Here is a 22,996-nt window from a genome sequence, read left to right as displayed (position 1 = left end):
TTTTAATCTCTTTCTGCCGGGCAAATGGTATTTATAAACCTGCGTAGCAAAGGTTTTGCACCATTACGCCGCCATACACAGTAAACAGGGGCCGGGCGTAACCCTTGCACGGCTAACACGCGCACATCATCTGGTGCTTTATGTTGAAAAATGCTTTTAGGAAAACAGGAAATACCAATACCATCGCGCACGCAGGCCCGAATGACATCGTAAGATTCCACTGTTTGAATGGCACGAGGGACAAAGCCCTGCTCTGCCATCCAGCGTTCAAACGCGCTACGGTAAAAGCAATCTGTGTGGAACAAAAGCACTGTCGTGCTGGGCCAGTGAATATCCTGTAAACTGCGGATATTTTGTGGGGCCACCAGCACCAGTTCTTCTGTAAAAACAAAGCGGCTTTCAAGAAGCGGATGCACAATAGGGCCATCCGTTATAGCCAGATCCAGTTCCTGATCATCCAGCATATGTTCCAACGTATAGCTGGCGCGGTGTAACAGGCGTATTTCCACATCCGGGTGGGCGGCCATAAAGGCTGGCATATATTGGGGCAAAAAATGCGCCAAAGCCACATCCAGCGCCCCTATACGCAAAATACCGCGCGGCACATCGGGCTGAAAAAAGCTTGCAAGTCTATGGGTTTTTTCTACAACCTCTCGCGCTTCATGGTAAAACAGGCGGCCTTCTGGCGTGGGAATAAGCCGCCCTTTTTCCCGCGCAAACAGATCCTGCCCCAAAAGCTGCTCTAGCTCCTTGAGCCGCGCCGTAATGTTGGAGGCCACACAGTGCATACGGCGCGAGGCCGCAACCACCGAGCCTTCCTCCATCACGGCGCAGAAAATCTGCAACTGCGCCAGACGGAGAGCCTCCATAGTTAATTAAAACTCTTCGTACGTTGCGGGATCCTGCCCGTGGCTGCGGCCATCAGGACGGGCAAGGGTTGCCATGTCCTTCATATCCTGCTCTGTCAGTGAAAAATCAAAAATATCCATATTGGAAATCTGATGTTCTTTGCTGGAAGCTTTGGGAATAGGCACGCAACCCAACTGGTGGTGCCAGCGCAGGATAACCTGCACGGTAGATTTGTTGAGCCGCTGGGCAATTTTTGTAATCAGCGGATCTTGCAGCAGCTTGTTGGCCCGGCCAAGGGGGCTCCATGACTGGGTAAGAATATTCAGCTTTTTATGCAGCGCCCGCATATCATCCTGCGGGAAGTAGGGAGAAAGCTCAATCTGGTTGATAGATGGCAGAACCCCTGTTTCTTTCTGCAATTTTTCCAGATGTTCGGGCAGGAAGTTACACACGGCAATAGAGCGCACATAGCCACGTTTTTTGGCTTCAATAAGCGCCTGCCATGCCTCTACATACTTGCCAACCTTGGGGTTGGGCCAGTGAATATAATACAGATCGTAATAATCCAACTGCGCACGGTAGAGGGATTCTTCAATTGTTGTCAGTGCCTCGTTATAATCATGGTGGCGGCCTGGCAGTTTGGAGGCAATGCGCAGGTTCTCCCGCTTTTTACCACTTTTGCGCACGGCATGGCCTACGGCGCCTTCGTTTTCATAATTAAAGGCGCTATCCAGCGCATGGTACCCTACATCCAATGCGCTGACCATTGCTTCCATGCCAGCTATACCGTTCAGTTTGTATGTACCAAAGGTAATAACGGGAAAAGTAAGACCATCGTGCAGTGTGATATCGGGAATACCCAAAACGTGTTCTCCTAAATCCGGCGGTAAACGGCAACATGTTGGTTTTGCGTGTAAAACCATGCCACATGCTATCCCCAACGCCTAGCTGTAGGAGAGGTTGCACATATCCATACTCATGCCTGCCTTGCAGGTAGCGAACACTCTTTAGGGCAAGGGGGGCAACCCCAAAAGGTTTTCCCTAAGAGCACGAAATATTTTTTCATAAACCGCTAGATCTTCGGTTTCCGGCAATGTCAGATTAAGCATGATGTAGGGCATATCTGGGCGCGTGGTATTCTGCCCCGCAAGCGGTAGCCCCATAAGTGCGGCTGGTGGCGCGCTGCCCTTGGTATCTGGCGCGGAATCTTCTGCCTGTAGGCCGAACAGTTGCGCCTTATCTTTGGCTGGCTGTGCTGGTGCGGCAACAAGCATGTCTTGATCTTGCTCAAGCAATCCGCTTTCTAACAAAATATCTATCAAACACCGTGCGCCTGTTTGCGTATGCGCATGCTTTTTATGCACCGAAACATCTAGAATATGTGCCGATAAATCCTTTTCGCTCATCCCACGCTTGATATCTTCTGTGGTGATAAGCTCCATCATGGCAGAATTGCTAGAGATAGCCTCGCGCCAGTATGCTTGTGCATCGGCCCCTAAAGCATATTCCAGAGCATGCCCCAGCTTTTGGCCTAAAGGGGTAACTGTTTTTTCTGCAGCACCAGCAATAACGCCGATATCCATTAGAAATTTATTGTTTCTGCTGATAGCAGCAGACCCCATTTTGGTAAGCCGCGCAAGAATATCTAGCGTAGGATTATCGGGCACATGACTGTACGCGATAATAATTTTCTCCAACCCTTCAAGAGAGATTTTGGGGAGATGAAAGGAGTCGGTCATGGTGGCACTCCTGCTCTTTTCCATTACTTAATTTAAATCTGGCAAGTTATGAGCAGCAGAGTCAATAAAAACTATTTGCGATTATTTATAATATCATTACCAAATATTTTATAATTACACGTCCAGCATCACGCGCGGTTGCGGCGCGTGTGCTGCATATAGGTTTGCACCGTGCTAAACCCGCTTTCCCACGCGTTCAGCAGGCTTTCCAGATGCTCGCGGTTGTTCACCAACCCACGGGCAATAAGCGTGCCCTGCTGATCGAACAAAAACGCGGCAGGCAATTTATCTACCTGCAAGGCACGGCCCAGCGCCGGATCATTTATAAACGCAGCAGCCGGTGTGTTGGTTTGCTGGGCAAAGTGCTGCTGGATGGTTGGGGCATCATCCCCCGCCAGCACCAGTTCCAGATTTTCACGCCCGCAGAAGTTGCGTGCAATAGGGATAACCTTGCGAGAAATCGGGCATGTTGCAGAAACAAACAGCACCAGCCGCGGCTTGGCGCCACCAGCCAGCCCCAGAACACCCCCCGCCAATGTGTGGAAAGGCTGCGGTGGGCAGGCATCTCCCGGTTGTGGCCCGCGTGAGCTGGTAAGTGCGCCCACAGGTGCAATTTCCTGAAACAAGCGGCGGATACGGCGCAGCATTAAGCCCATAACAATGCAGGCCGCAAGCAGCACAACAGTAAGGGCAGCATTGGCGTATATCAGGTTCTGCACGGGCTGATCCTCTGTGTTGTGCCGGTGGTGGGTCGGCGGAGCGGGTTTTTAGAATGCCCAGATAGCATCACAACTGAACCAGAACATGTTGTTCATGCCATTATTGGCATAGTTCACGTTTGGATCATCCGTGGGGGAAACGCGGTTAAAGGGCCGCGTGCCGTTAAGGGATTTATCAAGCCGCACTTCCGGCCGAATGGAAAAAGACCCTTTGGGCAGTTTAAGAAAACCGGGGCGGTACGTAACACCCACCGTCAGTTCCCCATAGGTGGTGCCGGGTGCATAATCGTACGGATAGTTCTGGCCACGCAATTCGTTCACGTAAGACATGGGGGATGTGTTGTTGCCCACCACGCCGCCATTATTATCACGGAAAATTTCACCACGGGCGTTAAACGTCAGTTCATCGCTGAAATCATGCGCGAAATAGGCCGTTACACCATAAACGTCATCCCGCAGGTAATCATCATGGAAGTAGGTGGCGTTCAGGGTGACGGTGGTTTTATCGTTAATTTTGTAGGAGGCCAGAAGGTCTCCGATATATTCCATATCGTGGTTGGCTTCGCGCCCAATGGCGTACACGCTTTGCTGCGGGCCAAAATAGCCAATGGCGGCAACATCCAGCTTGCCATCTGCAAGTTCTGTAAACTGGAAGCCAAAATACCCTTTGGGGCGGCTATTGTTTTTGGCATGGCCAAAGGTGGTGGAGTTACCGGCGTTTACACCCAGCACAAGGGCTGCGTGGTCTGTCATGTGCCATGTAGCCAGAACACCCACGGTTTCAAACGGCACAATGTAATCGGATGAATAGTTGTAGGAATAAAAAGGCCGTTCCAGCGCATCTGTGCCTTCAAAACCCTGAATACCGTATTGCTGGCCGATTTGCAGGTCTATCCCGCCTTTGGTCAGCCACGGCAGGTGGGCATCAATATGCGCCTGCGTGGGCGTCCACTGGTATATGCCTGTCAGGTTGCCATCCCCCATGCCAATGGTGGGGTTAAACCGGGCATCGGAGCCATACAGAACCTCAAACACAAAACCCAGCCCATAACCATCGCCCAGTTCTGTTACCGGGTGGGAGATTGTGCCTGTAATCTGGTTAAGTGTGGCAGTATTGGCCCTATCTACGTAAGACTGCGCCCAGTTGCGGCCTGTTTTGGTCCATGGGTTACCGTTTACACCGGCTTCCACCACAATATGGCCTTCAACATCATCAAACCATGAGTGGCTGGAAGGGCTTTTTAAATTCACCTCATCCTTCTGGGCCTGCTTTTTTTCTGCTGCTGTTTCTTCCACCGCCAAAGGGCGCTCGGCATCATCGGGGGTGGTTTTTTCCTGCGCAAATGCAGGCAGTGCTGCCAGTTGCAGGGCAAAACACATACCGGCGGACAAACGGTGGCGCAAACGCATGCTCCCTGATACTCCCATTATCCACAAACAACCGCGGCAGGGGGCGGGTTTGCTTCTGTTTTACAGTGTTGTGGCCCAAAGCTGTGATCTAGCCGAGAGCAGCCCCGCAGAACAGGGCTTACCGTGTTACTTTACTGTTGCAGCCGCGCCATTGTTGCCACGATGACACGCAGCCAAAGAGCGCTCCAGCACATGCGCACGGTTGGCCATGAAGTCTGGCATAGAAAGCGGGTGTTGCCGCCATTCATGCACTTCTGCGGCTGTATAGGGCTTAAAGCCCGGCGGCGTGCTTTTGCCGCCCAGATCAATCAGCACAAAGTTCATGACATCTGCCAACTGCTGATCATCCCGAATGAGGGACATGGAAACACCGGGCACCTGCACCAGATATTTCCGCCCTTCATCCGTGCAGGCAAAGCTGCCCACGCTATCACGCAGCAGAGGCACAAAGGTTGGGCCAGATACGCCCGCAATACCGTGGCACCCCCCGCAGTGCGAAAGATAAGCAACCTGCGTGGGGTTTAAACTTGTGGCCCCCGGCACGGCATCTGCCGCGCGTGCCACCCCGCCTGCCAAAACCAGTGTTGCACACGCTGCAACAGCAGGCACGGCAAGGCGGAAAACAGCACGCAACATAATCAGGAAGCTTTCCCGATCACCGCAGCCGTGGAGCAGTTGTACATTTCAGACGTGCCCGTGCCAAAGCACCAGATGATGTCATTATTAGCCATGGGGCGGTAGGAAGGCTGATCTCCATCCGTGTTCAGGCAGGTCACCTCGTTACAGGAATCCTGGCCACAGCAATCACGATACGCAATCATGTAGGAATTGCCATCCTGCGGGTTGTAGCAGCTACCAATCCATGATGTGGGAGAAGGCGCTGTGCCCGGCGGGCAGCTATGAACGCCACCCCCACAGGTAGAGCACAAATTGCCATCAATAGCGCAATAACGCCAGTAATCGCACGCATTGGCATCTTTAGCCTGCGCTTTGGCGCCAAACGGCGTTGTAGCCTTGGCCACGGCCTTGGCGGCAGAGGAAGAAGCCGCATTGGCGCGGCTTACCGGCAGCAGCGGAAACAGCGGCACGGCAGCGGCCACGCCGCCCAGCTTTGCCACCACGCCACGGCGGGATGTTTTGCCCGCAAAACGGCGGAGCAGAGATTCGGTCAACCGGTCAAACAGGGTGCCCTGTTCTGCGGAGTTCTTGTTTTCAGACGGCAGCATGAGACATTGCTCCTGTATCGGTCAGACCCTGCGGGGGTGTGGCGGTAACGTTGCCAAGCAACCCTTCGATCTGACGCCGGGTATTCACGAGGTCTTTGGCCAGAATGGTGCCGCGTTCATCAAGCAGCACCATGGCTGGCATACGGTTAATTTGCAGCACAAGGGCCAGCTCCACGCCGGTTATCAGGGGAACACCCTGCATTTCCGGGCGGGCAGCCACCATGCTTTTCAATTCAGGTTCGGGGCCATCGCCCACAAAAATAAGGTCTAACCCGCGTTCGGCAGCCACCTGCCGTGCAATGGGGATAACGCGCTTACACACCGGGCATTCCGCCGCCACAAACAGCAAAAGCTGCTTGGCTCCTGCGGGCAGGGTATCGCCCACCACAAAAGGCTGGCCCTGTAGCGTATGCAAAACCAGACGCGGCACAATCTGCCCCACATCCAGCCCCGGCTTGGCTTCCTGATTCCCTAAGGGTGCAAGGCGTTCGTGCAGCACGCCAATCTGGCGGGCCAAGGCCACCAGCATAACGGCAAGCCCAAGGGCCAGAACCGTAAGCAGCCCCTGCCAGATGTACAAAAACAGCATCATGCTTCCTGCCCTCCGCCAGATCCGGGTACGCGTTCTGGCGGCAAGGCCACCAGTGCCAACCACACCAGATACAGCGCCACACCCGCCATAACGCCCTGCCCCCATACAAAGGCAGAAACGCCAGAGGCAAAGCGCGGGGCCAGCGCCAGCGGCACGCACAACACGGTGCGGGCTACCAGCTTCCATGACAAAGTTTCGGACACCAAACCGGGCGTACACCCGCAAGACAGGCTGGTGCGCCCACGGGCAACGTTTATGCCCATAGCCAGTGCAAACACCACCAGCATGGCCGCAGCAGCCAAACCGCCAAGCCCGGCGGCAAAGCCGGAAAACAGCGCCAGACCAGTCAGAACCTCTGCCCCAGCCAAGCCCCATGCCACACCTTCGTATGACCATGAGGGCAAAAGCCGGTAAGAGGCCAGCGTGCCTAAAAACGCATCATGCCCACGCAATTTGGAAACACCAGCCACCAAAAACATGGTGCCAATGCCCCCTGCGCACAGGGCCGCAAGCGGGGCTGTTTCAGCCAGCAGGCTCATCCTTCACCCGGCGCAACCGTAAAGATAAGGGATGTGCCAAGGGCCTTTATGGTGCGCAGGGGCTTGCCTGTAAGCGCATCAGAAACAAAGAAATCACCATTATCTTCATTGGCAGTGAACATCAGCGGGTGTGCGTCCTGCGTAACACCTACAAGGTTGCTGGCCACTTTAAGCGGATAGCGGCGGATGCGCTTGTGGGTTTGCGTATCAAACACCCACACTTCCGTGCCGTTATCCTTATGTGTCCAGAACGTGCCTTTGTGCATCAGCACATACATCTGGTGAGATGCCTTGTGCAGTGCGGCAATCTGCCAGCCACCGGGCCGCCATGTTACTTCAAACGGCTTGGAGGAATCGGGGGCGGCTTTCATTCCCGCGCCTTCCTGCAAGGACCACGGTTTTTCTACCGTGCTGTTTTCCCCCATTTTAGTGGGGTACACCATGCCGCTGTAGCTGATGAAGTAAGCCGTGCCATCTGCCGCAACAGTGGGGCTTTGTTCAAAAATACCGTCCTTATCGGGTTCAAAGAACGGTGCGGTGTGCATCATGCCCACCTTGCCATCTGCCCCAAGGCTAACATTGGCCAGCGTGCCATCTGCACATAGGGAGGAAAAGCCAGCGTTGCCCCACGGATACACCAGCGCGCAACCGGGAATTTCTACCGTTTGCGTCACCTTATGGGCGGTGTTGTCCACCACTTCCACGGCGTTGCTGGGGCTCATCTGATACACGTAGGAACGAGAGCCATCGGCATTCAGCGCGAAGTCGTTCTTTTTAGGCGTAACCAGTGCGCGGGCGGGCAGTTTTTCATCGGATGTGATCTTAAGCGTGTTGGCATCATATTCAGCCAGCAGATCGTTCCGTGCGCCACGGTTGCCGCGTTCCCATGTGGTTTCTGCCACATAAATGCGCTTGGCATCGGGCGTAAGCGCCATGTTGGCGTTATAGGCGGCCTGCACCATGCCCAGCAGTTTGCCGGAATCGGCATCCACTACATAAACGCGGCCATCCTTGTTGTGGGTGTAAACCGCATCTTCCACCAAAATGGTGTGGGGGGAGTAAGCTGGCAGGGTAATAACGTCACTCTGCTCGGTCTGTAATACGGGTTCCGCTGCCTTGGCGGCGGTTCCTCCCATGGTCAGAATGGCTGCACTGCCCAAAAGAGCGCGCAGCAGAGAGGGACGGACTTTTTGAAGAGACATGCGAACTGTTTCTCTCGATACCGGAATGTTTCGGTATCATAGCGTTTCTCATTTCGCCTGCAAGACAAAACATGTGCTTTAAGGTGGCATTGTTGTTTTGTTACAACGGCTGTATTTTATTAAATATCAATCCATTACAATTGATCATGCTTTTATGAACTGGCCTTTGGCCCTTTATACAAAACAGACTCCGAGGCACAGAGGCGTTGCCGTAACCAGCGCGCAGCCGCGCCTTGCGGCCGTTTGTGATGCCACACCACAGCCAACGGCACGGGCCTATCTCCGGCATCAAACGCCAAGGGGGGCGTAACAATATCTGGTGCTGCGGGAGAGGCCGCTAAAATATGATCTGAAATAAATGACCAACCGATATTGTGCTTCACCAGCTCCAGAATGACCCAGTGGCTTTCTACCCACCACACCTCGCCCGCTACGCGCAGGTGTTGGCGTTCGCGCTCCTGCCCACGGGCAGCCACCATGATCTGCCGATACCGTTTAAGATCTTCCCACGCTATGGGGCCGCATGCTGCCAATGGGTGGTTGCGCCCACATACCAGTTTAAGCGGCACCCGCCCGATGGTGCGAAACGCCAGATCTGGCGGCATACGTGTTTGCTGCCACATAACCCCCAGATGCGCGGCCCCTTCCTGCACAAGCTGGCCAACATCCTCCATGAGCGGGAAAAGGATTTCCATTTCCACATAGGGGAAGTGTTCGGCAAATTCGGCAAAAACCGGGCCCAGAGCGTATTCGGGGTACAATTCATCTATTGCCACAACCAGCCGGTTTTCAACCTGATTTTCTAAAGATCGGGCCACGCCTATCAGGTGCTCGCGCCGGTCTAACACCACGCGGGCCTCACGCAGCAGGCGTTCACCTTCTGGTGTCAATACAGGTGTGCGCCCGGTGCGTAGGAATAATTCCAGCCCCAGATCCACCTCCAGATTGGCCACATGCGTACTAATAGCAGATTGCGCACGCCCCAAACGGCGGGCTGCTGCGGAAAACGAGCCCGCATCCGCTGTGGCAACAAAGGCTTCAAGCTGTTCGAGCGAGACATTCATCCATCTGTTTTCCTGATGGTTCTTATCTTTCCTTTAGCCGTGATGACGATAGATTGCGCGGCATGTCAACGCAAACATTCAGTTCCCTTCAGGCCGCTCCGGCCTCCTCTACCATGGCAGATCATCATGCTGCACAAAATGCCCCTGCTGTGGGCACGCGCGGCACGGCAGACCGTGTGCGCCACGTATTGCTGTTTGAGCTTATTGCACTGGCCATTGTTATCCCCACCGGCAGCACGCTGTTTGGGCTGCACGAATCCTCTATGGGGATGATCGGCATAGGCAGCGCCATAACCGCTACAATATGGAACTATCTTTACAACGTGGTTTTTGACCGGGTGATGGCGCGGCTTTATGCCACCACCCACAAAACCGTGGGCGTGCGTGTTGTGCATACGCTGCTGTTTGAAGCCGGGTTGCAGGTTGTGCTGCTGCCCGCCATTGCCTGGTACCTACATGAAAGTGTGCTCACGGCGTTTTCGCTCAGCATGTCTATTGCCGTGTTTTATCTGGTTTACGCTTTTGTGTTTAACATGGTGTATGATCGGATATTCCCTGTTCCGGCAGATCACCCCGCAACCGGCAAGGCCAACGGGTAAAAAAATCCCTTTACAGAGCTGAATATACCCTACCCTCCCCATTGCAAAACGCCATATTTACGTAAGAAAAACCTACTGGCTTTGCATTGGGAGAGAGTAGGAAAGATAACTCAACCGGCGTTTTTCCAAACGATCCAACGCGATACTATCCAGAATAAGCCCACAAACGAGGGAAAGAGCAGACAGAAGCTCGAACCCTGTTGCCAAAAGCGCTGTTGGCAAGCGTGGCACATAACCGGTTTTAATAAATTCCAGCACGACCGGGATACCCAGCGTCATGCCCAACATAAAAAAGAGAAGAGAAAAAACACCAAAAAACAGCAAAGGCCGTTCGCACCGCACAAGGCTGATTATTGTAAATAATATACGCACACCATCGCGATATGTATTGAGTTTGGAAGTGGAGCCTTCCGGACGCTCAATATAAGCTGTTTCCACTTCCCCTACAGGCATACACAATTTAAGAGCGTGTACCGTAAACTCGGTTTCGGTTTCAAACCCGCTTGAAAGGGCGGGAAAGGATTTTACAAACCGATTGGAAAAAACACGGTACCCGGACAGCATATCCTTAACGCCCTGCCCGAACATAATCCGCACCAGATTTGTAAGCACCCTATTACCCAGAATGTGCCCGAAGCGATAAGCCGCCTGTCTGTCTGAAACACGTAACCCCGTTACCATATCCAGAGATTGATCATAGGCAAGTTGCACCATCTGGGATGCAGCCGCAGCTTCATACGTGGCGTCACCATCTACCAGCACATAAAAATCGGCATTGATATCAGCAAACATTCTGCGGATAACATTGCCTTTGCCCTGCCGCCTTTCCTGACGGACAACAGCACCGTGCTGCCGCGCTATGGCGACAGTGTTATCCTTTGAATTGTTATCGTAAACGTAAATCCGGGCATCTGGGAGAGCAGCCTGAAATTCGCTGATAACCTGCCCGATCGTGACTTCCTCATTATAACAGGGGATAAGCACAGCAATGCGCAGTTTTTGACCCTGAGCTTCTGATTGGAAAAAAAAATCTGACTGCACAGACATTTATATCAAAACCCTCAAGACCAATCATACACATGCAGTGCTATATAGCATGTAAAGAGTATGCAAAGGCGTCATGTTTTTGCATAATTTCATAACCAAGACAAATATCAGGCTTCTGCTACCGTTTTACGCGGTTTGCAGGCCATCATACCCACCACTGCGCTGCCCACCAGACCTACTGTAAAAAGTATAAAAATAAGCCGTGCATGCTGCGGAGCATAGTCATACGCAATATCAAAATGCCCGGTGCCCAAACGGATGCTTTGCTGTACCTGATCTGCCGCCGGAACCAACTGCACTGGTCTGCCATTTACAACCGCAGTCCAGCCTTCGTCATAAAATTCGTTACGGAAAAGATTTCCCGGTTTGTCACACTCCGCATGGACGTGCGTGTAGTCTTTAAAAGTAACAACACAATTATCTGCATGATAATAAGGCATTGTGCCAGAAAGATCCTCAATAACAACATGGCCGTTATTAAGGAGTTGCCGGGTATTGGAGCTTCTGGGCAGATCAATATCCAATGTCAGTAACGGCATCGGCTTACCGCCCTCTCCCGGCCACAGGGCTATCGCTGCTGGTTGGGCTGGTGCATCGCTCCAAATGGAATATGTCAGTTGGGTTTGGTTTGCTTCAATCGTAAGTGGGGTAGACAAGTTCAACCATGTAACAAGGTTATCGGCAGCATATTCAAGCTTTCCATCAGCTATAGTGCAGTTTTCTTTGCTGCATAATTTGATATGCCACACACCTTTTGCAGCCCCATTGTATGTTCCCAAACCTGTACCAACACGCCGTAACGTTGCGCCCGCAAGTTCAGGATGAGAAAAAACACCCGAAACCGGAGTGCCACCAAGGTTTTGATAACTGTTGGCCTGTGCAGGAATGCGCGTGCCGATCCGATCATGCCAGAATTGCAGATTTGCCGGATACATGATGACCCCGGTATTATGTTGCTGCAACCAGGCAAGCCCATCCTGAAAAGACACAGAAGGCGCCTGCCACCCTGCATAAGTCAGACCTTCGGTATCTCCGCTACAAAACTTTCCCAACCCAATGGAAAAGAACGCTGTATGATCATAATGAGGGCATACGTGCTGATCCATCTGCGCGGCAAAACGCTCTGGCAAAGGCAGAAAATTGTAGTTTATGGTGGGAATACCAAAAAACGCACCATAATTGGGCGGAAACACGCCAAAACTTACAAGACGTTTTTGCGTGGTGAGCTGTTTGAGCAAGGATAGAGCATCTGTATCCACCGGTGCCGGACGCACGCCTGTTAAGGTGGGTATAAAAAACAACACCGCTGCATTTACGACAAGTGCTGCAACCACAGTATGTTTACGCTTACCAAGTAATGAAACACTTAATACCGTAAGCACAAGGGTTGCCCATATCAAAGATAAACCCAGATACCATTTGTACCCAGGGTGATTATAAAAATCCATAATATGTGGGCGCGCTTTAAAAAGGCATATAACGCTGCCAACAAGGGTGCCAGCCAAAGCAAACTTTATAGATTTACGGCCCGAATGTTGGTTTGATGTATTCAAATCATCAAGCAGCATGCAGGACAGTAACGTAAGAGCAAACCACCATCCCGGTGCAATATAGACGTAAAACATTGTCTGCTTGATACCGGGAATAACGTCTATAAGACGGCTGACAGGTATAAACCCTACAGCTTTTAACCCCGAAAGAAGCAAATAGCCCCCCAGCACAAAGCGCAACCCACGGAAAGAAGTCCCGCGTGAGAAAGCCATGAACAATCCTACACAGCCCGCAAAAATCAGCGCGATGTCACAATATCCTCCGGTGTGCCACCAAACATCAACGGCTACGGAACCTCCTCCGGCAGAAAGTGCATATAATGGTGGGCCAAAAAGATACGGAAACAGGGTTTGCGCAGGGTTTGCCGCCAACATATGCGCATCATGATAATTGGTGTTCTGGCCCAGAAAACCAATGCGCAACAGGCTAAGAAAAGGCACAACCGCAGGAGCACTTAAAAACAGCCCCAGTATGCCGCCAACCCCAATAGGCAACGCACCTTGCAACCATTTGCCACGCAAGGTGCATACCCGCCATATTGCAATGCACAGTACTAGCAGGCCGCTCATAAACGCTGTTTCGGGAAAACCGGCGTAAAGAGAACCCGCAATGGCCAGTGCTGTTATAAAACAGCCGCCAAGCCGGGTTTTAAGGTCTGGCTGACAACTCCGCCACACCCCCCATGCCAGCAGCGGCAGAAAGGGGAGCGGCATAATGGGCCCATGCGCAAACCAAGCAAGTGTTCCGCTCAGTTCAATCAATATGGCGCCCGTAAGAGCCGTAAGCCGGGAAAGGCGCATTTCATACAAAAAACCCAGCATGAACAGGCCGGACATAATCTGCATTGCAATTTTTAAATAAAGAACACCGTTTGCAAAGATCAGCAGGAGAACAAACGGGAAAAACAATGCAGAATTTTGCATTTCTGCCGCAAGAGGCAACCCCATGCCAGAAAAACGCTCCCACCACGGAATATGGCCAGACAACCATTGCCGCGCGGCTTCATGCCCAAGCGCTTGCGTTGTTGCGCCTGCATTTGGATCAACCCAGCCAGGGCTTCCATCCAGAATTGCGGAATGCTCTCCTCCGAAATTCAGGTAAATCTGTAACGGATCTGAAGATAAGATGTTCAACAGACCCAGAAAATGAATAAAGATCGGAATTGCGATAATGATTGCAATGGAATAGCTGGCACGAATATTCATGAATATACCTGGTTTTTATAAATTATAGAAAATTACAAATCATGCGTTTTCATGCAAATGGTGCATCTGCATGATATTCACCAATACCTGTAGGAAAGAGCCTGACACACAGCCGCATAACAGCAGACCATAAACGCCACAACAAAACAGTTTGCAAAAATATTTGCTATGACATCATGTTTTTTTGAATGCTGAATATCTTCAGACATTTCATACTGCTTCCACAAAAAGGGATAAAGTGTACCCAGCATAACAATGGGCAAAAAATATCTTCCCTGCACGCCATCAACAATATTTTTTCCTACAGGTGTCCATGTCACATACAATGCCATAAAGATACCTGCGACCGCAGCCAACATGATCAGCACCAAACCGCACACTCGCACGGCTGCTTTCTCTCGGGTTTTCAGAGACCTCATGCACAAAAAAGGGAGAGCAAAAGTGCAGCCCAGCAAAATAGTGGCAAATCTGTACATTCCAGAAGAAAGCGGCAAATCCAGCCAGCCAAGCACGCCAATAGCCTGATTAACCAGATAGTTCCCGTATGTTTCCAAACTGTTAAAAATACTTTCTACCAGCAGGATGGGGTGCTCGCGTATGAAAGAAAGCTGCCCAGCCGCAGAAGCGCCTTGCGGTGCAAGTTCTGTCAGAACCGGGCGGATTCCACATTCAACCCAGATAGAAAAAACACCCACACTCATGGCACATGATGTGATAACATATTTAACATTATCCCTGTTCATAAAGAGGACAGGCACACATGCCATAACAAGATAAGGTGCTTTGGCGGCGGCCACGCATCCAAAAGCCAGCCCCCCCAAACAGGCCAGAATGTATTTTTGCCAAACAGCGCTTTGCCGTAATCCATTCAACGAGCATGCAATACCCAGCGCCGCAAGTGCCAGCACCATGCCATCCTGCGAACAGGAACTCATAAGGCTTATGCTCATGGGCAGCGCCAAAATAACCAGCAGAAAAATGCCTGTCTGTGGCATCAAATAAAGTGCCAGCACACTTACTGCCATATCTGCAAGCAGATTACCTACACGGGCAAGGTAAAACGTACCCAGCAAACTTGAATGTAAAAAGCGTGCCCACCACACCCCTCCTACGGCCCCTATATAGGAGGTAGGCGGATAAATAACGGTGTTGGACAACCCAACAGAAACCTTGTTGCCAGACCAAGGCACGGCCATGGCCTGAGCTAGCATTTCCGGTGTGACCTTGCTTTGATGTGAAAGAGCCAGCTTATCAAAAATACCCTCAAGCACGGGCACGGACTGCGAAAGCATGGTGCCGCTTGCTAGACGAGAATATTTGACGCCAACCAGCTCATTATCCGCAATTTCCAAAACCCGCATAAAATGGGCAGGCTCATCCGCCACCTGAAAAGGCGGCGTTAAAATAACGCAAAACATTCCAGTAATCAGTGCAAAAAAAACATAAAAACAGCGCAGCACTTTACGACTTGTAAATATTTCAACGAGATAGGTGCCATTTGCCTCCAAAAAATTTTTAATCACAAATAAACATCCCCAATGAAAACTTCAAAAATATAGTCTGCCCACCCTATATCATTTTGTAGATTCTATTTCGATCATGTTCTCTTACATACTGTTGGGCGCACCATCTGCCCGCCTCCTGCATTAAAACTAAGGCAAACAACAGAGCTGAGCTTCCTAAATTTTAGCCTATGGACGCATTTTCCTCTCGAAGAGTTGCAACTCTTTTGCAAAAAAGAATTGCGATTCATTCTTACTTGTGATGAAGTCTCTCCAGAATCGATCAACCACCACAAAGGTGCTGCGTATGGTTGTCTGCTCTTGCAATCGTCTCACTCACAAAGACGTTGAAGCCGCTGTGGCAGACGGGGCAACCCGCCCGCGTGACATTTATGCCGCGCGCAACTGCAAGGCTCAGTGCGGGAACTGCGTAAAAGGCGTTGTCTGCCTGCTGCGTGAGGCCCGGCTAAAACACATGAAAAAAGCCGAAGTTCCAGCCCACATGGTGCCTGCTGCTGCTGGCGTGGCGCTATCTGCCTAAGCGCGGGGCTGCTGCTTTATGTTGTGCTTGCGCCCCGGTTTGGGTTCTGGCACCGCTTAAAGAATGAAACACCGTATTCTGGTTATGGGTGCTGGCGCATGGGGTACTGCGCTGGCCCTACATATGGCCCGCACTGGGGCACAGGTTTATTTATGGGCGCGTAACCCCGCCCGCTTGCCCTCTGGCGCTATGCCGCGTTTGCCAGATTTTCCGTTACCAGATTCCATCACCGTTTCCTCTGCGCCGCCCCCGGCAGATGTGGCGTGTGCGCTTATGGTTATTCCCACCCAGCATATGGCCTCTGTTCTGCCGTTGGTGCCTGTAGGCGTGCCTGCTGTGCTATGCTGCAAGGGCATAGAACGCAGCACACTGGCTTTTCCGCTGGATGTGCTGCATCGGTTGCGGCCAGATGTGCCGGGGGCTGTGCTTTCTGGCCCCAATTTTGCGCGTGAGGTTGCAGCCAATTTACCTGCGGCATCTGTTGTGGCCTCGGCCAATATGGAGCTGGCGCGCAAATTGGTGGATCTGCTCTCTACCCCGCGCCTGCGCCTGTATGCCAGCGCAGATATTACCGGCGTGCAGCTTGGCGGCGCGGCTAAAAACGTTATTGCCGTGGCCGCAGGCATTACCATTGGCGCTGGGTTGGGAGAAAACGCCCGCGCGGCCCTGATAACCCGTGGATTGGCAGAAATAACCCGCCTTGGCGTAGCCTTGGGGGCACAACCCGCCACACTGGCAGGCCTTGCCGGGTTGGGAGACCTATTGCTAACCTGCACGGGCGAGGCATCGCGCAATTATCAGATGGGCTTGGCTTTGGGCCGAGGGAATGCGGCCCAAAGCGCGTTGGCCACCCTGCCCGGCGTGGCGGAGGGGGTAACCACAGCAGATGCCCTGCTGGCATTGGCCCGCCACCACAAGGTAGATGTGCCCATTACCGCCTGCATTGCCGCTTTTCTGGAAGGCAAGATCACGCTGCCACAAGCGCAGGAACAGCTTTTAACCCGCCCCCTGCGCACGGAACTTGATACCCCTTAAACGCGTTGCTTCCTGACATTCACATGAATGTGAGGATTATGATCTTTCCATGTCAGGCCTTGCATCATGCCTATATGGCACCACGTGTAAAAGCAGCACTTGGCAGGCACCACTGGTGGTGTTGCCAAAAAGTGAAAACAGGAGGTTCGTTCAAACCATGAGCACAGCCACAGCAAAAGAAGCCCATATCAAGGAATATCTTGGCACGCCAACAGACCTGAAGGCCGATAAGGTAAAGGCCGTAGCAGGTGGTTTGTCCGAAGTTCTGGCCGATGTGTTTGCCCTGTATATTAAAACCAAGAACTTTCATTGGCATATGAGCGGCCGCCACTTTCGGGATTACCACCTGCTTTTGGATGAACAAAGCCAGCAGATTTTTGCCATGACAGACCCCATGGCCGAACGCGCCCGCAAGATTGGCGGCACCACGCTGCATTCTGTGGGAGAAATTGCCCGCAAAACCAAAATTTCTGATAACGATGCCCTCTACGTAACACCCGAAGACATGCTCTCAGAACTGCGGGAAGATAACCTTACACTCACCAAACGCCTGCGCGCTGTGCATGCTATTGCATCCGATGCCGGGGATGTGGCCACAACCAGCCTGATTGAAAACTGGATTGATGAAACCGAACGCCGCACGTGGTTCCTGTTTGAAAGCACGCGCCCGGTTTTTGGGCATAACGAATAAATATGAACGCAAGCATCTAAAAGTTTTCAAAAAGATATTTCTGAAAAGCGGCCCAAATATGGGCCGCTTTTTATACTGTACAATATTAGAAACAAATAAATGGCATAACATTTATTAATTTTGTAAATTAATATCATATAATTCATTGTTATATCTGTGCTTTTTAGAAAAGCATTCCTGCATCACAGCATTTACATATCGAATATTCAGATGAATATGAAATATAAATTATTAAAAATCGTGCTTATTCGAAGTAAATATTTTTCTATTTCCTGTTTTGATAATATTTTCATAACTTTGTTGTTTAGAGAATATTAATGTATTTTTGAAAGAATATTAAATATTTCTTATCCAAATTGTGGATTTGAAGCCAACTGCATATTCAAGGCTCAAGAACATGGCAGATGATGTAACAACCGTTTCCACCAATACAAGTTGGACAAACTACAACGGCGGCGGTACGCAATCCACTGATACCCCACCAGATAACGCGACAGCCGGTTTGGGCACAGGCCCAACGCTGAACGTAACCAATGGTGCGTTGCTTAAAATTGCGGGCTACCTCAACCTCAATGCGGCAACCATTAATATTACAGATGGCGCCACTGTTTCTGTTGTGCCTGGTTTCCTCGGGGCAGGTGGAGATATCACCAACGCGGCTGGGGGCACCGTTAATATTGATGGCGGCACACTTACCGTAAGCAATGAATTCAACGGTAATCAGGCCGTTTACAATATTACCAACGGCACATTATCCGTTGGTAATGATTTTAACGGCAACCAGGCTGTTTACAATATTTACAAAGGTGGCGTGCTAGATGCAGGCACCAATTATTCCAACATCAATGCTGGACGCTTTAATATTGAAGGCGGCACGGTTATATTCTCTGGCATTGCCAATATTGATGGCGGCAACAAGATTGATTTCCACAATATCCCCGGTGGGCAACTTGTTATTGGCAGCACATCTTTAAGCGATCTTTCAGGAGATTCCCTGAATGTCGAAAACTTTGTGTATGGAGACCAGATCAAGATTGCCTCCAGCACATCTTATAGTGATGATGCGCTGTCCACTGCCGTAAGTGGGGATGATCTGCTTATCCAGTCCACCGTTGATGGTAAAACCACCACGGTTGTAACCATTAAAGGGTATGCAACATCTTCCGCCGCCAATGTAGAGCCCGCCCCCACCGTAACCTACAGCGATGGCTACATTCTGTTTGGTGAACAGAGTGATACAGGCGCATGTTTTCTGGCAGGCAGCATGGTGCGCACCCCGCAGGGTGATGTGGCAGTGGAAGACATTCAGGCAGGTACAGATATTTTTGTATATGACTGGAAAAACAATACAGAAACCACACAGCAGGTTATCTGGGCTGGGCAGGCCTTTACTGTTGTAACCCCCAGCCTGCCGGATGATGAAGCCGGATACCCCGTACGCATTCTAAAAAATGCTTTGGCAGATGGCGTACCTAACAAGGATATGCTGGTAACGGCAGAACATTGCCTGTTCTTTAACGGGCAGTTTGTGCCTGCGCGTATGCTGGTAAATGGCGCTTCCATTTTTTACGATAAATCCATCACGTCTTATCCATATTACCATATAGAAACAGCAGACCATGCCGTGATCTCGGTAGATGGTGTGCTCACAGAAAGCTATCTGGATACAGGCAACCGCCGTAGCTTCCGCCAAAATGGCACGGTTGTGCAGTTACACAGCAAAACGCGCACATGGGCAGAAGATGCCGCCGCCCCATTATGTGTGGATGTTGATTTTGTAAAACCGCTTTTTGATAAATTCAAAAATCGCGCAAGCCATGTAGCAGGCAGCCAGACACCAGCCGCAGCCGCCACCTTAACAGCAGACCCCAACCTGCACCTTGTTACGCAAACAGGGGCTGTTATCCGGCCAGTACGCTGTGCCAACCAGCATTACAGCTTTATACTGCCGCCGGGCACGCAGTCTGTTCAGATTGTTTCCCGCGCAAGCCGCCCGGCTGATGTGGTTGGGCCTTTTGTGGATGATCGGCGCCTGTTGGGTGTTGCTGTGGCTGATATTCAACTTGTAACAGCTCGTAAGCGTGCAACCCCCATTACAGCGCACCTTCAGCCTCACAAACCGGCTGGCTGGCATAATATGGGGTGGGCCGAATGTGCATGGACAAACGGCAACGCCACCCTGCCGCTAGATACACAAACAGACCGTAACGAAATTGCCATGCTGTCCATTACCCTACAGGCAACGGGTGTTTACCCGCTTGTAGAAGACGTGCAGCCAAACGCGCAGATACGTTCTGCCTGATAGGTTCTCAAACCTTTCAGCTATCATAAAAGAGGCCCTGCTTTTACAAACAGGGCCTCTTTTTATTTTGTAATCTTTCTAGAACTGCACAGTTGGAAGAGGTGTTTTCTGTGCCACCCACATATCAGGCGGGATTTAAAAAATGCTCTGCCTGCATGGTATAATAGGGTTTTGGCTAAACACGTTATTCCCCTTTACTGTTCAGCCCTTTTTCCTGCCGGTAGCGGTCATAATACTCACCAGCCATGCGGCGCAGGGCGGCCCCAATGGCAGCGTATTGATACTCGTTCAGGTTGGCCAGCGAGGCACGGGCCGAGGGGCGTTTTACGGCAAAGCCATCCCCCGGCAGCAGCACAACGCCTGTTTCCTCTGCAATACGGAACAGGATTGTCTGATAATCCATACGTGTCATCAACCAGCGGGCAAAGCGGGTGCCGTAAAGCTGTGTCACCACATTTACCAAATCTATCAGCGTGTAATAATGCGTGCTGCCAGCATCATCCGGGGCTTTTACGCCCAGATCTCGATACAAGGCCAGTTCGCGCCGATGCAGCAAACGCTTAAGGGCGTTTTTATACGCATCCCGCCCATCTATTAACGCAAACAGGGCAAACAGCACCATTTGAACCTGCTGCGGGGTAGAAAGCCCTGCTGTATGGTTAAGGGCCACGGTGCGGCTATCTGCCACCAGCCTATCCAAAAACTTCAGGCCGCGCACATCTGGCGTAAGCGAGGCATAGCGTTTATCCAGCTCAACCTTTTCAGCTTCTGGCAGCGCCGCCAGTGCCTCATCCAGCACGTTTTGTTCGTGCATGGCAATCACACCCAGACGCCAACCCGTAGAACCGAAATATTTGGAGAAGGAATACACCAAAATAGTATTATGCGGGCAGATGGCGTAAATAGAGCGGAAATCATCTGCAAACGTGCCGTACACATCGTCTGTTACAATAATGAGGTCTGGCCGTTTTTTAACAATCTCGGCAATGCGGGCCAGCCCTTCATCACTTATCCGCACAGATGGGGGGTTGCTGGGGTTAACCACCAGAAAGATCTTAACGGATGGATCAAGCAGCTTATCCAGCTCTTCATCCGGGTATTGCCAGCCTTGTTCCGGGCAGGCGTTAATGGCCACTTCCTGCAACTGGTAATCACGCAGTTCGGGAATTTCTACATACGGGGTAAACACCGGCATGCCGATAGCCGCTTTATCACCCGGATTGATCAGCCCGTTTTCACGTAGCGATGCAAAAATATAGCTAATGGCCGCCGTGCCACCTTCCAGCGCAAACAGGTTTGTTGTGCTTTCTGGCATGGTGCCGCCTGCCATTTCGTGCAGCAGGTAATGGCGTACCACTTTTTCCGTATAACGCAGCATACGCGGCGGTGTGGGGTAATCACAGCCTAAAATACCGGATGTAATTTCCAGCAAAAATTCATCTGCGGGCAGGCCAAGCTGGTCGCGCACATAAGATACGGCACGGCGCAAAAAGGAAATACCCGGCACGTTCTGGTTATCTGCCAAAAATGCCTCAAACCGTGCCTCTATACCCTCACGCCGGGGCACACCGCCTACGCCTTCTGCCATGTAGGAAAAGGTTAAAGCAGAATCTGCCGCGGCAAACATGCCAAGCTGGAAAAACCCTTGCCGGGGCAATGTTGCCAGAAAATTGGGGTTGCCACGCCCGGCATCCAACATGGCGCGCTGGGCACGACCAGAGGCCAGCTTTATAAGCTCATCTTTCAGTTCAAATGGGCTGAGATGACGAAATTTTTGATACGCATCTGGCGTGGTAGACATGCGGGGTTTCCTTCCTGCGGAACTTCTTGCCATCATCAGCTTGCATGTCCTGTTCTATTATGACCAGTGGGAAAGTGTAAAAAAACAGCGGTTTGGCCCCTTGCGTAAGGTGCAATTACACTTCCTCGTTCGGGGGGAGAGGTGCGGAAAGACGGCTGGCTACAGCCAGAAGCACCGCCGTAATGGGGGAGGCAAAAATAAAACCCCACATACCCAAAAACGCACCAAAAATTGTTTGCGAAAGAATGGTGAGCGCAGGCGGCATCCGCACCGCACGTTTTTGAATGAAGGGAGACATCACATACCCTTCAAACGTCTGAATAGCAGCATACAGGCCCGCCACCATCATGGCCTCACGCGGGCCAACGGAAAGTGCAATCAGCAACGCAGGCACGGCCCCAATAAACGTACCCAGATACGGCACAAAATTGGCCAGCCCCGCCACCAGCCCCAAAGGCAGCGCCAACGGCATGCCCAGCAGGGAAAGGCCGCTCCATGTCAGCATGCCCACAACCGTCATATCCAGCATCTGGCCCGCCACCCAAGCGGTTAGAGCGTGGCCGGTTGTAAGCAACACAGTGCGCATGGTGCTGCGGTAGGCTACAGGCGTTATGCGCAAAATGCCGTTGGCATACAGGTGGGGTGAAAGCGCAAAATACACCCCGGCAATAATAATCACCACCATGGTGCCAACCGAACCAAAGGTGGATGTCAGCACGTTAGTCATGGAGCCTGCAAAATCCATGCCACCTTCTGAGCCTGCACGCCCATCTGGCACCATGTTGCCACCCAAAAAGCGCGGGAAGTGATCTAGCACCGCATGGCCCAGCGGGTTGCTGTCCAGCATGTTGTGCAGGGCATCACGCTCGCTGGTAAGGGCTTCATGCAGGTGCGAAAGCTGCACTGTCAGTTCCGGGCCGGACACATGCACCACAAGGGAAAGCGCGCCCACAAGCACCAGCACAAACAGCATGACAGAAAGCCACTGCGGAATATGCAACAGGCGGGAGATAATGCGGGCCGCAGCATGCAGCACCACCGCCACAAGGGCAGAGGCAAACACCACCATCACCACCGCGCCGCCAGAGCTTACAAACAGCCCGGCCGCCGTAACCGTTACCACCATAACGGCCAGCCGGTAAAAGCGGCGCACCGTGTTTTCCAGCTTGTGAACAGATGCTTCCAGCCCCGCAAGCTGCGGCGCCTCAGGCGCATGGGCCGTAGAAGCGGCTGGCGTTGGAGCGTGAGGGGGTGGGGCGCTGCTATCTGGCGGTTGCACGGCGTGTTTTCTCCTGCCTGCGGGGCGGAAGAACACAGGGCGCACTGCACCCTCTGCCAACCACCGGCATTTGTGCCGTTGTGCTGCAAAATGGCACCGCCCA

General features: G+C 51.9%; 21 protein-coding genes. 5 read left to right on the top strand and 16 right to left on the bottom strand.

The genetic code is table 11. From position 1 onward, the window contains the following. Nucleotides 1-2 precede the first annotated feature (2 nt). The 11 genes from WG31_RS02750 to WG31_RS02700 form a co-directional block, all read right to left on the bottom strand. Nucleotides 3-869: a LysR family transcriptional regulator gene (locus WG31_RS02750; protein ID WP_063353567.1), complete on the bottom strand. Its 867-nt coding sequence runs from the start codon at nt 867-869 to the stop codon at nt 3-5. Between the two features lie 6 nt (nt 870-875). Beyond that, a complete protein-coding gene (locus tag WG31_RS02745; protein WP_063353566.1) occupies nt 876-1,772 on the bottom strand; it encodes an aldo/keto reductase in 897 nt (298 codons plus the stop codon). Nucleotides 1,773-1,856: 84 nt separating this feature from the next. After that, a complete protein-coding gene (locus WG31_RS02740; RefSeq protein WP_006117015.1) occupies nt 1,857-2,588 on the bottom strand; it encodes a hypothetical protein in 732 nt (243 codons plus the stop codon). A 128-nt stretch (nt 2,589-2,716) separates the two neighbouring features. Beyond that, complete coding sequence (locus tag WG31_RS02735; RefSeq protein WP_063353565.1) at nt 2,717-3,307, bottom strand: thioredoxin domain-containing protein; 591 nt, start codon at nt 3,305-3,307, stop codon at nt 2,717-2,719. A gap of 48 nt (nt 3,308-3,355) precedes the next feature. Beyond that, nucleotides 3,356-4,735, bottom strand: coding sequence for an outer membrane beta-barrel protein (locus WG31_RS02730; RefSeq protein ID WP_209439363.1), 1,380 nt, complete (start codon nt 4,733-4,735; stop codon nt 3,356-3,358). A 108-nt stretch (nt 4,736-4,843) separates the two neighbouring features. Further along, a complete protein-coding gene (locus tag WG31_RS02725) occupies nt 4,844-5,353 on the bottom strand; it encodes a c-type cytochrome (protein WP_006117009.1) in 510 nt (169 codons plus the stop codon). Between the two features lie 2 nt (nt 5,354-5,355). Further along, the gene (gene mauA, locus WG31_RS02720) at nt 5,356-5,943 is read right to left on the bottom strand and encodes a methylamine dehydrogenase (amicyanin) small subunit (RefSeq protein WP_006117008.1); all 588 of its coding nucleotides are present in this window, start codon (nt 5,941-5,943) and stop codon (nt 5,356-5,358) included. After that, complete coding sequence (locus WG31_RS02715; RefSeq protein WP_193561108.1) at nt 5,930-6,532, bottom strand: redoxin family protein; 603 nt, start codon at nt 6,530-6,532, stop codon at nt 5,930-5,932. Before WG31_RS02715 ends, mauA begins: the two co-directional genes overlap by 14 nt. Beyond that, nucleotides 6,532-7,074 carry a MauE/DoxX family redox-associated membrane protein gene (locus WG31_RS02710; RefSeq protein ID WP_063353562.1) on the bottom strand — a complete coding sequence of 181 codons (543 nt, stop codon included), beginning with the start codon at nt 7,072-7,074 and terminating at the stop codon, nt 6,532-6,534. Before WG31_RS02710 ends, WG31_RS02715 begins: the two co-directional genes overlap by 1 nt. After that, nucleotides 7,071-8,276 (bottom strand): amine dehydrogenase large subunit, encoded by a 1,206-nt coding sequence (locus tag WG31_RS02705; protein WP_063353561.1) that lies wholly within the window; start codon nt 8,274-8,276, stop codon nt 7,071-7,073. Before WG31_RS02705 ends, WG31_RS02710 begins: the two co-directional genes overlap by 4 nt. A gap of 152 nt (nt 8,277-8,428) precedes the next feature. Beyond that, on the bottom strand, nt 8,429-9,340 hold the full coding sequence (locus WG31_RS02700) for a LysR family transcriptional regulator (protein WP_063353560.1): 912 nt from the start codon (nt 9,338-9,340) through the stop codon (nt 8,429-8,431). Nucleotides 9,341-9,402: 62 nt separating this feature from the next. Between WG31_RS02700 and WG31_RS02695 the strand changes: the two genes are divergently transcribed. Continuing rightward, nucleotides 9,403-9,939, top strand: coding sequence for a PACE efflux transporter (locus WG31_RS02695; protein ID WP_082823113.1), 537 nt, complete (start codon nt 9,403-9,405; stop codon nt 9,937-9,939). Nucleotides 9,940-10,011: 72 nt separating this feature from the next. Here the strand turns inward: WG31_RS02695 and WG31_RS02690 are convergent, their stop codons facing one another. From WG31_RS02690 to WG31_RS02680, 3 genes are all read right to left on the bottom strand, one after another. Further along, nucleotides 10,012-10,986: a glycosyltransferase family 2 protein gene (locus WG31_RS02690; RefSeq protein WP_063353559.1), complete on the bottom strand. Its 975-nt coding sequence runs from the start codon at nt 10,984-10,986 to the stop codon at nt 10,012-10,014. A gap of 107 nt (nt 10,987-11,093) precedes the next feature. After that, complete coding sequence (locus WG31_RS02685) at nt 11,094-13,742, bottom strand: glycosyltransferase family protein (protein ID WP_063353558.1); 2,649 nt, start codon at nt 13,740-13,742, stop codon at nt 11,094-11,096. A gap of 77 nt (nt 13,743-13,819) precedes the next feature. After that, nucleotides 13,820-15,160 carry a DUF2142 domain-containing protein gene (locus WG31_RS02680; protein WP_162269447.1) on the bottom strand — a complete coding sequence of 447 codons (1,341 nt, stop codon included), beginning with the start codon at nt 15,158-15,160 and terminating at the stop codon, nt 13,820-13,822. 391 nt (nt 15,161-15,551) lie between these two features. On the opposite strand from WG31_RS02680, the gene WG31_RS02675 reads away from it, so the two are divergent. The 4 genes from WG31_RS02675 (at nt 15,552) to WG31_RS02660 (ending at nt 19,813) form a co-directional block, all read left to right on the top strand. Continuing rightward, on the top strand, nt 15,552-15,785 hold the full coding sequence (locus WG31_RS02675; RefSeq protein ID WP_035351111.1) for a (2Fe-2S)-binding protein: 234 nt from the start codon (nt 15,552-15,554) through the stop codon (nt 15,783-15,785). 63 nt (nt 15,786-15,848) lie between these two features. Further along, nucleotides 15,849-16,820, top strand: a complete 972-nt coding sequence (locus WG31_RS02670) for an NAD(P)H-dependent glycerol-3-phosphate dehydrogenase (RefSeq protein ID WP_063353556.1) — start codon at nt 15,849-15,851, stop codon at nt 16,818-16,820. 157 nt (nt 16,821-16,977) lie between these two features. Beyond that, the gene (locus WG31_RS02665; protein WP_019089540.1) at nt 16,978-17,511 is read left to right on the top strand and encodes a Dps family protein; all 534 of its coding nucleotides are present in this window, start codon (nt 16,978-16,980) and stop codon (nt 17,509-17,511) included. A gap of 397 nt (nt 17,512-17,908) precedes the next feature. Then, nucleotides 17,909-19,813 (top strand): Hint domain-containing protein, encoded by a 1,905-nt coding sequence (locus tag WG31_RS02660; RefSeq protein WP_063353555.1) that lies wholly within the window; start codon nt 17,909-17,911, stop codon nt 19,811-19,813. Nucleotides 19,814-19,997: 184 nt separating this feature from the next. Here the strand turns inward: WG31_RS02660 and WG31_RS02655 are convergent, their stop codons facing one another. Both WG31_RS02655 and WG31_RS02650 read right to left on the bottom strand, forming a co-directional pair. Beyond that, on the bottom strand, nt 19,998-21,614 hold the full coding sequence (locus WG31_RS02655) for a bifunctional aspartate transaminase/aspartate 4-decarboxylase (RefSeq protein WP_035351046.1): 1,617 nt from the start codon (nt 21,612-21,614) through the stop codon (nt 19,998-20,000). A gap of 115 nt (nt 21,615-21,729) precedes the next feature. After that, nucleotides 21,730-22,938 carry an AI-2E family transporter gene (locus WG31_RS02650; RefSeq protein WP_082823228.1) on the bottom strand — a complete coding sequence of 403 codons (1,209 nt, stop codon included), beginning with the start codon at nt 22,936-22,938 and terminating at the stop codon, nt 21,730-21,732. Nucleotides 22,939-22,996 lie beyond the last annotated feature (58 nt).

Origin of the sequence: Acetobacter oryzifermentans (assembly GCF_001628715.1) — a bacterium.
Taxonomy (GTDB): Bacteria; Pseudomonadota; Alphaproteobacteria; order Acetobacterales; family Acetobacteraceae; genus Acetobacter; species Acetobacter oryzifermentans.
This window is presented reverse-complemented; position numbering and strand designations above follow the sequence as displayed.

Coding starts and splice junctions, on each gene's coding strand:
- WG31_RS02750 (WP_063353567.1), bottom strand. CDS start 869: ATGGAGGCTCTCCGTCTGGCGCAGTTGCAGATTTTCTGCGCCGTGATG.
- WG31_RS02745 (WP_063353566.1), bottom strand. CDS start 1,772: ATGGTTTTACACGCAAAACCAACATGTTGCCGTTTACCGCCGGATTTA.
- WG31_RS02740 (WP_006117015.1), bottom strand. CDS start 2,588: ATGACCGACTCCTTTCATCTCCCCAAAATCTCTCTTGAAGGGTTGGAG.
- WG31_RS02730 (WP_209439363.1), bottom strand. CDS start 4,735: ATGGGAGTATCAGGGAGCATGCGTTTGCGCCACCGTTTGTCCGCCGGT.
- WG31_RS02725 (WP_006117009.1), bottom strand. CDS start 5,353: ATGTTGCGTGCTGTTTTCCGCCTTGCCGTGCCTGCTGTTGCAGCGTGT.
- mauA (WP_006117008.1), bottom strand. CDS start 5,943: ATGCTGCCGTCTGAAAACAAGAACTCCGCAGAACAGGGCACCCTGTTT.
- WG31_RS02715 (WP_193561108.1), bottom strand. CDS start 6,532: ATGCTGTTTTTGTACATCTGGCAGGGGCTGCTTACGGTTCTGGCCCTT.
- WG31_RS02710 (WP_063353562.1), bottom strand. CDS start 7,074: ATGAGCCTGCTGGCTGAAACAGCCCCGCTTGCGGCCCTGTGCGCAGGG.
- WG31_RS02705 (WP_063353561.1), bottom strand. CDS start 8,276: ATGTCTCTTCAAAAAGTCCGTCCCTCTCTGCTGCGCGCTCTTTTGGGC.
- WG31_RS02700 (WP_063353560.1), bottom strand. CDS start 9,340: ATGAATGTCTCGCTCGAACAGCTTGAAGCCTTTGTTGCCACAGCGGAT.
- WG31_RS02695 (WP_082823113.1), top strand. CDS start 9,403: ATGTCAACGCAAACATTCAGTTCCCTTCAGGCCGCTCCGGCCTCCTCT.
- WG31_RS02690 (WP_063353559.1), bottom strand. CDS start 10,986: ATGTCTGTGCAGTCAGATTTTTTTTTCCAATCAGAAGCTCAGGGTCAA.
- WG31_RS02685 (WP_063353558.1), bottom strand. CDS start 13,742: ATGAATATTCGTGCCAGCTATTCCATTGCAATCATTATCGCAATTCCG.
- WG31_RS02680 (WP_162269447.1), bottom strand. CDS start 15,160: ATGTTTTGCGTTATTTTAACGCCGCCTTTTCAGGTGGCGGATGAGCCT.
- WG31_RS02675 (WP_035351111.1), top strand. CDS start 15,552: ATGGTTGTCTGCTCTTGCAATCGTCTCACTCACAAAGACGTTGAAGCC.
- WG31_RS02670 (WP_063353556.1), top strand. CDS start 15,849: ATGAAACACCGTATTCTGGTTATGGGTGCTGGCGCATGGGGTACTGCG.
- WG31_RS02665 (WP_019089540.1), top strand. CDS start 16,978: ATGAGCACAGCCACAGCAAAAGAAGCCCATATCAAGGAATATCTTGGC.
- WG31_RS02660 (WP_063353555.1), top strand. CDS start 17,909: ATGGCAGATGATGTAACAACCGTTTCCACCAATACAAGTTGGACAAAC.
- WG31_RS02655 (WP_035351046.1), bottom strand. CDS start 21,614: ATGTCTACCACGCCAGATGCGTATCAAAAATTTCGTCATCTCAGCCCA.